Raw genomic sequence first — 13,706 nt, 5'->3', positions numbered from 1 at the left:
ATAGAGTCTGGTTATTTTGTTCTAATTCGGCGGGGGGGAGATAAGGTAAGCCGAATACAACTTACCTTAGTGAGATAATAGACGGTCAATAATAGAATTAATCTAAGGTTATTTACCAATGCAAAAAGAAGAAAATATTTTACCTAATAAATCATCAGAGCTAAATTCGCCGGTAATTTCGCTCAAATATGATTGAGCCAAGCGCAGTTCTTCAGCTAACAATTCACCCGCTAGATTGTCTTCAAGTTGTTGTTTACCTAGTAAAACATGCTCTTCCGCACGTTCAATTGCGTCAATGTGGCGTCTTCGCGCGATAAACTGGCCTTCGTTTGATGAATGGAACCCCATACATTCTTTTAAGTGCTCAGCTAAAATATCAATGCCTTGTTTATTGCTAGCTGAAAGGTTAAAAACATCATAACCATTTGTAATCACCTTACCGACGGTTTCACCAGATAAGTCAGCTTTATTGCGTATGACCGTGAGTCCCATATTCTGTGGTAAGCGCTGCATAAAATCCGGCCAAATTTTGTGTGGGTCGCTTTCGATTGACTCTGTACTGTCGAGCATGAACAAGACGCGATCTGCTTGATCGATTTCTTGCCACGCACGTTCAATACCAATACGCTCCACTTCGTCAGAGCTTTCCCTAAGGCCGGCTGTATCGATAATATGCAAGGGCATACCATCAATATGAATCTGTTCTTTTAGTACGTCACGTGTCGTCCCGGCTATTGCTGTTACGATTGCCGCTTCGCGTCCAGCTAACGCATTTAATAGGCTTGACTTGCCCGCATTAGGACGACCCGCGATAACGACACGCATGCCCTCTCTTAACAAGCTACCTTGCTGGGCCCTCTTTTTAACAGATGAGAGCTGTTCAGTGATGGCGATAAGGTCTTTTTGTACTTTGCCATCACTCAGAAAATCGATTTCCTCATCGGGAAAGTCGATTGCGGCTTCTACGTAAATTCTTAAATGGGTTAACATCTCTACAAGATGGTTAATGTGCCCCGAAAATTCCCCCTGTAATGAACGCAGAGCCCCTCGTGCTGCTTGTTCCGAGCTGGCATCGATAAGGTCAGCGATCGCTTCAGCCTGCGCCAAATCGAGCTTGTCATTTAAATAGGCGCGTTCACTAAACTCACCTGGACGTGCTAAGCGTACATTAGGAATATGTAAGGTAGCTTTAATGAGCATGTCTAAGACTACCTGACCACCGTGCCCTTGTAACTCCAATACATCTTCACCGGTAAAGGAATGGGGAGCTTTAAAAAACAGCGCAATTCCTTGATCAAGGGGTTCACCATCTTTCGACAGAAAAGGAACATATTGTGCGTTTCGCACGGGGGGGATGTGGCCAATTATTTGCTCCGCTACTTTCCCTGCTAACGCTCCGGAAATACGAACGATACCAACTCCTCCGCGTCCACTAGCGGTGGCTTGGGCAACTATGGTGTCTTGATTAAGGGGGGCTTGCTCAGAAGTCACGTTAATTATTAATCTCTAAAGTTAGTAAACTGTAGTGGTTGGTCTAAATCACTACTTTTAGCAAGAGCCATAACTTGCTGTAAATCATCGCGCTTTTTTCCGGTAACTCGTACTTGTTCGCCTTGGATTGAAGCCTGAACTTTAATCTTGGCATCTTTGATTAGTTTAATCAGTTTTTTTGCTGTTGGTTGTTCTATACCTTGCTTAAACGCGATGGCTTGTTTATATATTTTACCTATATGCTGCACGTCTTTTTCCTCAAAAGCAGCTGTATCTACATCACGTTTTACGCAGGTGCCGCGTAAAATATCAAGCATTTGCTTTAATTGAAAATCACTGTCTGATGACATAGTGACTATGCTTTCTTTAAGTTCAAAGCTTGCTTCAACTCCGCGAAAATCAAATCGTGTAGATAGTTCTCTGTTGGCGTTATCTACTGCGTTTCTTACTTCTTCTAAATTGACCTCTGAAACAATATCAAATGAAGGCATGTTGAAATTCCTGTTGATTGAATGGGGCCATTATAAAGCTAGGCGTAGTTATAAAAAAGCCCGCCACTTATAGCGAATAAGAGGCGGGCAATATATTAGTGAATACTTACTTTGTTTTTAAACCACGTTTTTCCATGGATGCGTAAATTATTTTCGCTTGCACCAAGGTTATGATGTTACTGATTAACCAATAAAGAACAAGACCTGCTGGGAATATGAAAAAGAACAGACTCATAGCAACTGGCATGAACTGCATGATCTTCTGTTGCATCGGATCCGTCATGGTCATTGGTTGTAATTTTTGCAATAAAAACATACTTATGCCTGTTAAAATAGGCAATACGAAGTAGGGGTCTTTAACGGACAAATCAGTGATCCAGAAAATGAAGTCAGCGTGACGTAATTCAACACTTTCTAACAACACCCAATATAAGGCTAAAAAGATAGGCATTTGTAAAAGAAGAGGGAAGCAACCACCCATAGGGTTCACTTTATCTTTCTTGTACATTTCCATCATGGCTTGCTGCATCTTCTGCTTGTCGTCGCCATAACGTTCTTTCAACGCGTCCATTTTCGGTTTCAGAGCACGCATTTTTGCCATTGATTCATACTGTGCTTTCGTTAGTGGATACATAGCGCCTTTAACGACAATAGTGATAAGGATTATCGAGAAACCCCAATTACCAATTAAGCTGTGAATGAACTGCAAGAAGGCGAAGAGATATTTAGATATCCACCACAGAAATCCGTAATCAACTGTTAAATCTAAGCCGCGCGCGATTTTTTCTAAGGTATCTTGGTCTTTAGGGCCAAGGTAAAGCGAGCTTTGAATATCAACACTTTGGCCTGATTCGATATCTACAGGTTGACCAATAAAACCGATAATCGCGTTACCGTTTTGAGTCATTTTACTATAGAGAGAGTTGATCTGATCTTGTGGTGGTACCCAGGCAGAAACAAAGTAGTGCTCAATCATTGCTGCCCAACCAGCAGGAGTGGATTGATTTAAGTTTTTGTCTTGCATGTCATCAAAGGAGTACTTCTCGTAACGCTCGTCTTCAGTAGAGAATGCACCACCACGATAAGTTGGCATAAACATGCTTCCGCCTTGATCCACGGTGCTCTGTTTTAACTGTCCGAACTGTTTCACGCTTTTTACATCTGAAGAGGTGTTCTCAACATGATAATTTACTTTCACTTCGTGACTGTTTTTACTGAATATAAATTCTTTAGTCACGCGTAAACCGGATTTAGCTGTATACGTTATAGGTACTGTGAGCGAGTCACCTTCCATAACGAAATTGTCTTGGCCTACAGAATAAGTAGGACGTGAGCCTTTATCTATTCCATTGGTACCGACCAATCCACTTTGAGCCACAAAAATCGTCGGGCCGCTAGGGCGCAGTAAGCTATAGGTGCCCTGTGAACCTTGCTCAAGTGGGTATTTAAGCAAGTTTGCTGAAATAACATCACCACCTACGGTATTAATGCTCAGTTGCAACGTATCAGTAGTCACAGATATGACCTTACCAACAACGCTTTGAGTCGGTAACGCACTTTTATTTGTTGGCGTAGCAATAGGTACATCGCCATTGCTGTTTGGAGCATCGCTGCCCACTGTTTGTTGACTTTCTACTGGCTGGGCAGGTTGAGGACCATAGTCTACTTGCCATTGTTGCCATAAAAGAAAGCTGACCATGGCAAGGCCAATTAATAAAAAGCTGCGTTGGGATTCCATAAAATACTCTATATTAACTACATTATTAATTTAAGTCGTATTGCCGAGGCGACGACCTTCATACAATTGTGAATTTATCCGTACTGGTTATATGGGCAAATTCTAATATTTCAGTGCTTGTTTTGCTTCTTCTTTTCGGGCACAAGATCGATTCCACCAGAATGCAGCGGATGACATTTTAATATGCGTTTGATGCTTAACCAACCACCAATTAACATCCCATGTTGTTTTATTGCTTCAATTGCATAGTAAGAGCAGGTCGGATGAAAACGACAGTTTGGCCCCAGCATTGGTGAAAGCCATAGCTGGTATAGTCTAATCAAACCTATTGGGATTTTTCGCAGCGCTTGGCTAACTTTTTCCATAACTTACTTAAAACTAGGAATAGTTCCTGATTTGAGAGCTTGTCGAGCCCACTTTTACCGACCACTACTATATCAATGTTAGGTAAGCTTTGCTGATGATTGCGAAAACTTTCACGCACTATACGTTTAATTCGATTGCGATCATGGGCTTTCTTAACGCGTTTTTTAGCAATTGTAATGCCCAGTCTTGGATTAAGACGGTCATTATGTCGGGCAAGTAAAGTTAAATTTGGGGATACGGCAGGAGTGGCATTTTTAAAAACAAATTCAAAGTGGGTGGGAGTCAATAGTCTTAACTCCCGAGAAAAAGTATTTTCACCCACTTTAAATGATTAAGCTGTTAAACGCGCACGGCCTTTAGCACGACGATTGGCAATAACCTTGCGGCCATTTTTAGTCGCCATACGGGCACGAAAACCGTGTGAACGCTTACGCTTTAAGTTACTTGGTTGAAAAGTTCTTTTCATGACCTAGTTATCCGCTACATAAGGTTAAAAACAAATGAGCACTTACATGCTCAAAAAGGACGCTGAATTCTATTGATCTGCTCATCATTTGTCAATCGGTTATCAAGATCATTGTGTAATTAATGATCTTTAACATAATTTAGCCTCGTTTGGGTAACTAGTTGCTACATAGCCTAGTTATCCACAATAGATAATTATTTTATGTTTTATTTATCTCAAACTGGCCTGATTATTGATTTTCTTAGTTTTGTTATTAAGAAAGTTAATTTTATATTTTTTAAAAATATACATATTTATCAATAGCTTACTATTTTGTTTTTAGATCGAATATAAATAAATAAATACCATATTTACTTATGCACAGTTTAAAGGGATAATTCAGCCTGATTTAACCATTTGTGTTGAATATTTAATCGTTAAACAGCCCAGTTTTTTTCTGTAATCTATTTCTTCTTTGTTAAAATTGGACGTGATTTTTCCTTTCTACTGTTGGCTCGGAGTAGTTTTTTAATGTCTTTATGGAATCGTTGCCTTGAAAGGCTTCAGCAAGATTTGCCGACTCAGCAGTTTAGTATGTGGATAAGACCATTAATTGCTAATGAAGAGAATGCCTCAGTTACCCTTTTTGCACCTAATAGGTTTGTACTCGATTGGGTGCGCGATAAATATATAGCGCAAATTGAAGCACTGTTTGTTGAGTTTTGCTCCAATGACTCCGTTCCTCAATTAAGAATTGAAGTGAAGTCTGCTGCAGCTACGCAACCAATAGGACAGTCGTTTAATTCCACACCTAGCACAGTGCAATCTTCTGCGGTTGAAAACAGTATTCGCTCATTGCAAAAACATCAAACTGCCCGCAGTAATTCACAGGCGGACAATAGTGCTCCGATACCAAATCTTAAAATAGCTGCTTCTCATAAAAGTAACATCAATTTTAACTATAAGTTTGATAATTTCGTTGAAGGTAAGTCCAATCAACTTGCTCGGGCGGCATCAAGGCAAGTATCTGATAATCCTGGTAAAGCTTATAATCCGTTATTTATATACGGAGGCACTGGTTTAGGCAAAACACACCTGTTGCACGCTGTGGGTAATGGCATCATAGATAATAAGAAAGATGCAACCGTGGTGTATATGCATTCCGAGCGTTTTGTACAAGACATGGTAAAGGCTCTACAAAATAACGCTATTGAAGAATTCAAGCGTTATTATCGTTCAGTCGATGCACTGCTTATTGATGATATTCAGTTTTTCGCCAATAAAGATCGTTCCCAAGAAGAATTTTTTCATACTTTCAACGCTTTGTTAGAGGGTAATCAGCAAATCATTCTTACCTCTGATCGATATCCAAAAGAAATTGACGGGGTGGAAGATAGATTGAAATCTCGTTTTGGTTGGGGGTTAACAATTGCAATCGAACCACCGGAACTTGAAACTCGTGTAGCAATTTTGATGCGAAAAGCGTTAGAAAATAAAATCGTATTGCCCGATGAGGTGGCCTTTTTTATTGCCAAACGGCTTCGCTCTAATGTACGAGAACTCGAAGGCGCATTAAACCGCGTTATTGCAAACGCTAATTTTACTGGGCGTCCGATCACCATCGATTTTGTTCGAGAGGCTTTGCGTGATTTATTAGCGCTACAGGAGAAGCTCGTTACCATCGACAACATCCAAAAAACGGTGGCAGAGTATTACAAGATCAAAATGGCAGACATATTATCTAAACGCAGAAGCCGAAGTGTTGCTCGGCCTCGGCAAATGGCTATGGCATTGTCTAAAGAGCTAACTAATCATAGTTTGCCTGAGATAGGTGATGCGTTCGGCGGCCGAGATCATACGACTGTGTTGCACGCGTGTCGGAAAATTGTGCAGCTTAGAGAAGAAAGTCATGATATAAAAGAAGACTATCAAAATTTAATTCGCACCTTATCCTCATAAAAAAGTTACGAGAATTTAGATGAAATTCAGCATAAGCAGGGAAAACTTCTTACAGCCGTTACAGTTAGTTTCTGGCGCTGTGGAACGCAGACATACGTTACCGATTCTTTCTAATGTATTGATTAAGGTAAGCGAAAACGCATTGTGGTTAACAGGTACAGATTTGGAAGTTGAGTTAATTTCTAATGTCACGCTTACCGGTGACTTTGAGGAAGGTGAAATTACGGTACCGGCTAAGAAGCTTTTAGATATCATCCGTGGTTTAACCGACGGCAGTGAAATTAGTTTTCAGCTTGATGGTAACAAAGCAATCTTGCGCTGTGGACGGAGCAAATATAGTTTATCCACCTTATCCGCTAATGATTATCCAAATCTAGAAGATTGGCAGGGTGAACTTGAGTTTGAAATTTCTCAATCGAATCTTAAGCGCTTGATTGATAGTGTACATTTCTCTATGGCACAACAAGATGTTCGATATTATTTAAACGGCATGTCGTTAGAAACCGAAGATAATGTTATCCGCACGGTGGCAACTGACGGTCATAGACTTGCTCTATGTCGCTTAAATTATACTGAAGCCACGTTGCCGAACCGTCAAGTTATTATCCCCCGTAAGGGCGTTATGGAGATTATTCGGTTAATCGAAGACAATGACAAATCTTTAAAAGTACAGGTTGGCTCTAACCATATCCGTATATTTTCGAATGATTTTATTTTTACCAGTAAGTTGGTCGATGGGCGCTTCCCTGATTACCGTCGAGTATTACCTAAAGACGGTGATAAAAATATCGTGGCCAGCAAACTTGGACTTAAAAATGCGTTCTCTAGAGCCTCAATATTATCTAATGAAAAATTTAAAGGCGTACGTTTAAACCTATCATCCGGCGAGTTGAAAATCACCGCTAACAATCCAGAGCAAGAAGAGGCCGTGGAAATTGTAGATGTTGACTATCAGGGTGGGGATTTGGAAATTGGGTTTAACGTCGCTTATCTGATTGATGTACTCAACGCGTTAAGTGCTGAAGAAGTGAAATTTACCCTGGCTGATTCTAATAGTAGTGCATTAATTGAAGATGGATCCGATGATTCTGCACTGTACGTTATAATGCCAATGAGACTGTAGCGTTATTTGTTGATCCTATTATGAAACTGGACACGGTCCAGATACGCAACCTGCGAAATCTGCAAAACGTTATACTAAAACCAAGTCATAGCGTTAACTTTATTATCGGAATAAATGGTAGTGGAAAGTCTTCTATTTTGGAGGCTGTCCATTACCTCGGCTTCGGCCGCTCTTTTCGAACGTCCAAGCACAAACACGTTATTCAAAACCAAGCGGAATCTTTTACTGTTTTTTGTGAGTGTACCGAACAGGATAGTAATTACAGATTGGGGTTATCGCGTCATATAGATGATAGCGTTAATGTGAGTATTAACGGTCTTAAAAGTAATAAAATTTCTGAGTTGGCGAGTAAGCTTCCTGTTCAAATTTTCACGCCACAGAGTTCTGACATTCTTCTTGGTGCACCGAAGTTACGCCGTAAGTATTTGGATTGGTGTTTGTTCCACGTGGAACATTCATTCCTAATTTGCTCGAATAGTTACGCTAAGTTATTAAAACATAATAATGCACTGTGCCGAAAACATCAGGCAGGATATGCGGATCCCCAGCGTAGATACTGGTCAGAAATGTTAGCAAAGTTCGCTAATGAGTTGACTGAGTTCAGAATTCAAATGATGTCTCGTTTGATACCGCTAATTACTTCTAATCTAACGCATTTTTTACCTGAGTTTTACGTGGAAATCTCGTATTATAGGGGATGGGAAAAAGGCCTTAGTATCAGTGAAGCGCTAGAAAAGTCAGCCGATCGTGATTATAAAAATGGTTTCATTAGTGTTGGTCCTCATAAGGCCGACATAAGATTTAAAATAGACGGCAAGCCTGCACATGAGGTTTTGTCTCGAGGACAGCTTAGAATGCTTGTAGCGGCTTTACAACTAGCGACTACACAGTGTTTGATGTCTTACACCGAAAAGACCTGTATTTTCTTACTAGATGATGTTGGGGCTGAGTTAGACGCAGCAAAACGAGAAGTGTTTATTGATAAGCTTCTTGAATCTAACACTCAACTTTTCGTCACTGCGATTGAAAAGCATCAGCTAGAATTTATAGATAAATACCAAAATAAAAAAATGTTTCACGTGGAACATGGCCAGGTGAGAGAGGAGATTTAATCAAATGGCAGAAGAGCATAAGTACGATTCGTCGAGTATTAAAGTATTAAAAGGACTAGATGCGGTACGTAAGCGACCTGGAATGTACATCGGCGATACCGACGATGGTACAGGGCTACATCACATGGTCTTTGAAGTGGTAGATAACTCAATTGATGAAGCGTTAGCTGGGCACTGTACCAACATAAACGTAAAAATACATACCGATGGTTCAGTTTCTGTCAAAGATGATGGTCGAGGAATACCCACAGAAATCCACGAAGAAGAAGGCGTTTCTGCGGCCGAAGTTATTATGACAGTCCTCCACGCTGGCGGTAAATTCGATGATAATTCTTATAAGGTATCTGGTGGTCTACATGGTGTTGGTGTATCCGTTGTAAATGCGTTATCTCACAAACTTCAGATATTGATCCGTAGAGCCGGCGAAGTACACGAACAAGAGTATCGACATGGGGTACCACAAAAACCGCTAGAAGTTATTGGCGAGTCTGATACGACCGGAACAAGTATTCGCTTTTGGCCCAGTGAAGGTACCTTTAACGGTGTAACGTTTCACTACGATATTTTAGCCAAACGTCTTCGGGAGCTGTCATTTCTAAACTCAGGAGTGAGCATCATTTTAGAAGATGAGCGCGACGGAAAGCGAGATCACTTTAAATACGAAGGTGGTATTAAGGCATTTGTCGAATATTTGAATCAAAATAAAACACCAGTACATCAACAGGTTTTTCACTTTAATAGTGAACGTGATGACGGTATATCTGTTGAAGTAGCTCTACAATGGAATGATTCATTCCAGGAAAATGTTTACTGCTTTACTAATAATATACCTCAGCGCGATGGTGGCAGTCACTTAGCGGGTTTCCGCGGTGCTTTAACTCGCACGCTTAATACTTTCATGGAAAAAGAAGGTCATAATAAGAAAAACAAAACAAGCGCTAGTGGGGATGATGCACGAGAAGGATTAACAGCGGTTGTGTCTGTAAAAGTACCAGATCCTAAGTTCTCATCTCAAACAAAAGATAAGTTAGTTTCGTCAGAAGTACGCCCTGCGGTAGAAACTGTTATGGGTGAGAAGTTAAATGAATTTCTTTTGGAAAATCCAGCTGCCAGTAAAATAATCATAGGTAAGATTATCGATGCTGCTAGAGCGCGAGAAGCTGCACGTAAAGCGCGTGACATGACACGAAGAAAAGGTGCGCTGGACCTTGCAGGCTTACCGGGTAAGTTAGCTGATTGCCAAGAAAAAGATCCCTCGTTATCTGAGTTATATATAGTGGAAGGGGACTCTGCTGGCGGTTCAGCCAAGCAGGGACGGAACCGTAAGAATCAGGCTATTTTACCGCTTAAAGGTAAAATACTTAACGTTGAAAAAGCTCGCTTTGACAAAATGTTATCCTCTCAAGAAGTGGCTACTCTGATAACTGCACTTGGCTGTGGTATTGGACGTGATGAATATGATCCTGAGAAGTTACGTTATCATCGTATTATTATAATGACCGATGCTGATGTTGACGGCTCGCATATTCGTACCTTATTACTTACCTTCTTTTATCGTCAAATGCCTGAAATTATTGAACGAGGTTATATCTATATCGCTCAACCTCCTTTATATAAAACAAAGAAAGGTAAACAAGAGCAGTACCTAAAAGACGATGATTCGTTGACTAAGTATCTAACCGCTATTGCACTAGATAATGCATCAATTCACGTTAACGAAGACGCTCCTGGGCTTAATGGCGCTAGTCTTGAAAAACTGGTTAATCAATATCAAAACTGTATGAAAATGATTAAACGCATGAGTCGTGTTATGCCTGAAGTTATTCTATCGAGTCTTATCTACAGTAAAGTGATTGATTTATCGGATTTGCAAGACGATAGTAAACTCGAAATAGTTGCTAAGAGTTATACCGACAGTCTTACCCGGAATGAAATTGATGGCGCTACTTATCGCTATGAAGTCAGAGTAAACAATGAACGTAAAAACTGGTATATCGCGCTTATCATACGCTTACATGGTATTGATACTGAGTACAAAATAGACCAAGAGTTTATTGAATCGATTGAATATACTCGTCTACGTGAGCTTAATGAATCTATTAATGGATTAATAGAAGAGGGTGGCTACGTTAAACGTAATGATAAAGTTAAACCCATTACGTCGTTCGCCGAGGGACTTGAATGGCTAATGGCTGAATCTAAAAAAGGTCAGTACATTCAGCGATATAAAGGATTGGGCGAAATGAACCCGAGTCAACTTTGGGAAACCACAATGGACCCAGGCTCTCGTCGCATGCTTCAAGTGAAAGTAGAAGATGCCATTGCAGCTGACCAGCTATTTACCACACTTATGGGCGACCATGTTGAACCAAGGCGTGCGTTTATTGAAGAAAACGCACTAAGAGTTGCTAACCTTGACGTGTAGCTAGGCTAGGATACCTAGTGTCTTCTTTCGTAATCCTAAAACCCGCTTTATAGCGGGTTTTTTGTTAAGTGAGTTAAGAAGCGATGTAATCAGTAAGGTGGTATAGGGATAATGGTGGTAACTGGTTCTATGCTAAATAACAGATTATGGTGTCAATTAGTGGCACGTTAACCAAATAAAGGATACATATATGAAAACAATTGGCCTGCTGGGAGGGATGAGTTGGCAGTCAACGGTTCACTATTATCAACATATAAATAGCGAGGTTAATAGCACGCTAGGAGGTCTTCGCAGCGCAAAAATTGTGTTAAACAGTGTAGACTTCCAATATATAGCCGCGCTGCAGCAAGAAGAAAACTGGCATGATTTGGGGCTAGTATTAGCTCTGGCAGCCAAGAGTACCGAAAAAGCTGGGGCTGATTTTTTAGTTATCTGTACTAACACCATGCACAAAGTGATTGATGAAATCTCTCAGTCTATCTCTATACCTATTTTACATATTGCAGACGCTACTGCCGAAAGGTTATTAGCGGATAATGTCAAACGAGTCGGTTTACTGGGAACGGCGTTTACCATGGAGCAAGACTTTTACCGAAGGCGAATAAGTGAAAAGTTTGGCATTGACGTTGTCACTCCGAATGAAAAGGATAGAGCTTTTGTGCATAGGGTGATCTACCAAGAGTTGTGTCAGGGGATAATCAAAGAAGACTCTAGAGAGCGATATTTACGTATTATTGGCAAATTAGCAGAGGATGGTTGTGATGGCGTTGTTTTAGGCTGCACCGAAATATCGTTATTGGTTAAGCAAGGTCAAACTGATGTTACTTTATATGATACCACTGAAATACACGCCAAAGCTGCGGTAAAGATGGCGCTACGTAGTGCTAATCTATAATACCGTTGACGGAACAAAACATTGGTATCTATTTCCAACTTGGATCGTATATTTCAAAATGGTCACGTCCATTTTCTTTTACTCGATACATGGTTTTATCCGCACAAGCGAGTAAATCTTTGGTGTTATTAGCGTGAATGGGAGCTATCACTACACCTATGCTGCCGCCAATTGAACAGCATATTCCATCAGATATTTCGATAGGGTGACGTAGGCTATCTAGAGTAGATTGAGCGAGCGTTTGGATTTCATTAATATTGACTTCATTTACCACGTAAGCAGCAACAAACTCGTCACCACCCCATCGACTGCAAAGCTCATCTCTACCGGCAAATACTGTCTGTAAGCGTTTACCGACTTCAATAAGAACACGATCTCCAGCATCATGACCGTGAGTATCATTAACGGGCTTAAATTTATCTAGATCGATCATAAATAATACTAAACCCATATCTAGCAAATTTACTGTCTGCAATAAATTTTCGATTTCACTTTCGCCCGCACGTCTATTTTTTAGATGAGTAAGTGCATCATGATCTGCTTGGAATCGCGTTTTTTGTTCTTTCTCCGCTCGTACTGTCACATCGTACATTATGACTTCAATAAGGCTTCCTTCCGAATCAACCGGCGACGGTGGGCGAGCTTGGGAACGTTGATTAGTTACCCGAGAAAATAAGCAATGTACCCACCTTTTAGCTTCGCCGAGCTGTGATTTACACTTTAGATCGATTGACAGGTGGTTGACCGATTCTTCATTACGGATCCTAATAAGTAAGCTTGCTAGTTGATCGGGATTTTCAAATAAGTAAGTGAAAGCGATGCCGTTTAACCAATTTGGTTGAATATTGTTGAATGCCGGATTTGCAGCGGTAATCATATTATCAGCGTCTATTAGGCAGATCCCGGCGCTTGCTTGCTCGAATATAAGTCTAAATTTGCTCTCTAAGGCTTGGGTTTTTATGCGTAAATCCGTTTCGTTTTCTAGGGTGATTTTCAACTCACCCATGAGATCGTTTATACCTTGAACGAGTTGACCAATTTCATCATTCTTTTTATGAATTAATGTGCGCATTGTCTCGGTATTGCGCGGATCTATTTTTAGGAAGCTAGCGGTTAAGTTTTGTATGGGCTGAGTAAGAAGTTTATGGATCAACACAGAAACGAACAGAGCCGCGATAGCGGAATAAAGGAGTAATAAAAGTGCATCGTTTATCGCATTCTGTTGGGCGATACTTTGTATGTAGTGACGGTTAGGATGGATCAGTAACTGGCCGATGTATTGATTAGGAATGAACGGATGCTGTATTTGGGTCTTCACTAAGCCTTTATCATCAGAAAGATCACCATAACTCACGTCTAAACTTAAGGGGTCAGACAGTTCGGCACCGGCAATAAGATCATTAATCACAAGTCCTTGGACAATTTCCTGAGCGAGTTCTTTGTCTTGCACATACAATGCAATTGAAGCTGTGCTTCGAATAGTCGCAGCTACTTGCTCAATTAGGGCTTGGGCTTTGCTTTGTTCGCTACTAACGGCATTAAAATATAGAAATACAGAGGTAACTAACGAGGTGCCGATTGCACCAATAACGATAGCTAAAGCAACTTTAATATAAATTTTACCGGTTATTTTTATCAAAATATGAGGTCACCATCTGCTT

Annotated in this window: 12 protein-coding genes; 5 read left to right on the top strand and 7 right to left on the bottom strand. The window is 40.5% G+C overall.

What is annotated here, in order from left to right:
• Positions 1 to 108 precede the first annotated feature (108 nt).
• The 6 genes from mnmE to rpmH all read right to left on the bottom strand — a co-directional run bounded on the left by mnmE (position 109) and on the right by rpmH (position 4,552).
• Positions 109 to 1,491, bottom strand: a complete 1,383-nt coding sequence (gene mnmE, locus GPLA_RS01180; RefSeq protein ID WP_007102965.1) for a tRNA uridine-5-carboxymethylaminomethyl(34) synthesis GTPase MnmE — start codon at positions 1,489 to 1,491, stop codon at positions 109 to 111.
• 8 nt (positions 1,492 to 1,499) lie between these two features.
• Positions 1,500 to 1,982 carry a YajQ family cyclic di-GMP-binding protein gene (locus GPLA_RS01175; protein WP_007102964.1) on the bottom strand — a complete coding sequence of 161 codons (483 nt, stop codon included), beginning with the start codon at positions 1,980 to 1,982 and terminating at the stop codon, positions 1,500 to 1,502.
• Positions 1,983 to 2,088: 106 nt separating this feature from the next.
• Entirely contained in the window at positions 2,089 to 3,720 is a 1,632-nt protein-coding gene (gene yidC / locus GPLA_RS01170) for a membrane protein insertase YidC (protein WP_007102963.1), read from the bottom strand.
• A 110-nt stretch (positions 3,721 to 3,830) separates the two neighbouring features.
• A complete protein-coding gene (gene yidD / locus GPLA_RS23030) occupies positions 3,831 to 4,085 on the bottom strand; it encodes a membrane protein insertion efficiency factor YidD (protein WP_083881967.1) in 255 nt (84 codons plus the stop codon).
• The gene (rnpA, locus tag GPLA_RS01165) at positions 4,046 to 4,408 is read right to left on the bottom strand and encodes a ribonuclease P protein component (RefSeq protein ID WP_040513724.1); all 363 of its coding nucleotides are present in this window, start codon (positions 4,406 to 4,408) and stop codon (positions 4,046 to 4,048) included. Before rnpA ends, yidD begins: the two co-directional genes overlap by 40 nt.
• Before the next feature lie 9 nt (positions 4,409 to 4,417).
• Positions 4,418 to 4,552: a 50S ribosomal protein L34 gene (rpmH, locus tag GPLA_RS01160; protein ID WP_006994903.1), complete on the bottom strand. Its 135-nt coding sequence runs from the start codon at positions 4,550 to 4,552 to the stop codon at positions 4,418 to 4,420.
• A gap of 510 nt (positions 4,553 to 5,062) precedes the next feature.
• On the opposite strand from rpmH, the gene dnaA reads away from it, so the two are divergent.
• The 5 genes from dnaA (at position 5,063) to GPLA_RS01135 (ending at position 12,045) form a co-directional block, all read left to right on the top strand.
• Positions 5,063 to 6,490 carry a chromosomal replication initiator protein DnaA gene (dnaA, locus tag GPLA_RS01155; RefSeq protein ID WP_007102960.1) on the top strand — a complete coding sequence of 476 codons (1,428 nt, stop codon included), beginning with the start codon at positions 5,063 to 5,065 and terminating at the stop codon, positions 6,488 to 6,490.
• A gap of 19 nt (positions 6,491 to 6,509) precedes the next feature.
• Positions 6,510 to 7,613 (top strand): DNA polymerase III subunit beta, encoded by a 1,104-nt coding sequence (dnaN, locus tag GPLA_RS01150; protein ID WP_007102959.1) that lies wholly within the window; start codon positions 6,510 to 6,512, stop codon positions 7,611 to 7,613.
• 20 nt (positions 7,614 to 7,633) lie between these two features.
• A complete protein-coding gene (recF, locus tag GPLA_RS01145; RefSeq protein ID WP_007102958.1) occupies positions 7,634 to 8,725 on the top strand; it encodes a DNA replication/repair protein RecF in 1,092 nt (363 codons plus the stop codon).
• Positions 8,726 to 8,729: 4 nt separating this feature from the next.
• Positions 8,730 to 11,150 carry a DNA topoisomerase (ATP-hydrolyzing) subunit B gene (gene gyrB / locus GPLA_RS01140; RefSeq protein ID WP_007102957.1) on the top strand — a complete coding sequence of 807 codons (2,421 nt, stop codon included), beginning with the start codon at positions 8,730 to 8,732 and terminating at the stop codon, positions 11,148 to 11,150.
• Between the two features lie 190 nt (positions 11,151 to 11,340).
• Positions 11,341 to 12,045: an aspartate/glutamate racemase family protein gene (locus GPLA_RS01135; RefSeq protein WP_007102956.1), complete on the top strand. Its 705-nt coding sequence runs from the start codon at positions 11,341 to 11,343 to the stop codon at positions 12,043 to 12,045.
• Between the two features lie 28 nt (positions 12,046 to 12,073).
• On the opposite strand, the gene GPLA_RS01130 is transcribed toward GPLA_RS01135, so the two are convergent.
• Entirely contained in the window at positions 12,074 to 13,684 is a 1,611-nt protein-coding gene (locus GPLA_RS01130) for a sensor domain-containing diguanylate cyclase (protein WP_007102955.1), read from the bottom strand.
• Between the last annotated feature and the right edge of the window lie 22 nt (positions 13,685 to 13,706).

It is taken from the genome of Paraglaciecola polaris LMG 21857, from assembly GCF_000315055.1.
GTDB lineage: Bacteria > Pseudomonadota > Gammaproteobacteria > Enterobacterales > Alteromonadaceae > Paraglaciecola > Paraglaciecola polaris.
The sequence above is the reverse complement of the archived record's forward strand: the minus strand, read 5'-3'. Positions and strand labels throughout refer to the sequence as shown.

What these genes read in the sequence shown, in the direction of transcription:
- yidC (WP_007102963.1), bottom strand. Translation starts at nt 3,720, where the DNA reads ATGGAATCCCAACGCAGCTTTTTATTAATTGGCCTTGCCATGGTCAGC.
- gyrB (WP_007102957.1), top strand. Translation starts at nt 8,730, where the DNA reads ATGGCAGAAGAGCATAAGTACGATTCGTCGAGTATTAAAGTATTAAAA.
- dnaA (WP_007102960.1), top strand. Translation starts at nt 5,063, where the DNA reads ATGTCTTTATGGAATCGTTGCCTTGAAAGGCTTCAGCAAGATTTGCCG.
- GPLA_RS01175 (WP_007102964.1), bottom strand. Translation starts at nt 1,982, where the DNA reads ATGCCTTCATTTGATATTGTTTCAGAGGTCAATTTAGAAGAAGTAAGA.
- recF (WP_007102958.1), top strand. Translation starts at nt 7,634, where the DNA reads ATGAAACTGGACACGGTCCAGATACGCAACCTGCGAAATCTGCAAAAC.
- yidD (WP_083881967.1), bottom strand. Translation starts at nt 4,085, where the DNA reads ATGGAAAAAGTTAGCCAAGCGCTGCGAAAAATCCCAATAGGTTTGATT.
- dnaN (WP_007102959.1), top strand. Translation starts at nt 6,510, where the DNA reads ATGAAATTCAGCATAAGCAGGGAAAACTTCTTACAGCCGTTACAGTTA.
- GPLA_RS01135 (WP_007102956.1), top strand. Translation starts at nt 11,341, where the DNA reads ATGAAAACAATTGGCCTGCTGGGAGGGATGAGTTGGCAGTCAACGGTT.
- rpmH (WP_006994903.1), bottom strand. Translation starts at nt 4,552, where the DNA reads ATGAAAAGAACTTTTCAACCAAGTAACTTAAAGCGTAAGCGTTCACAC.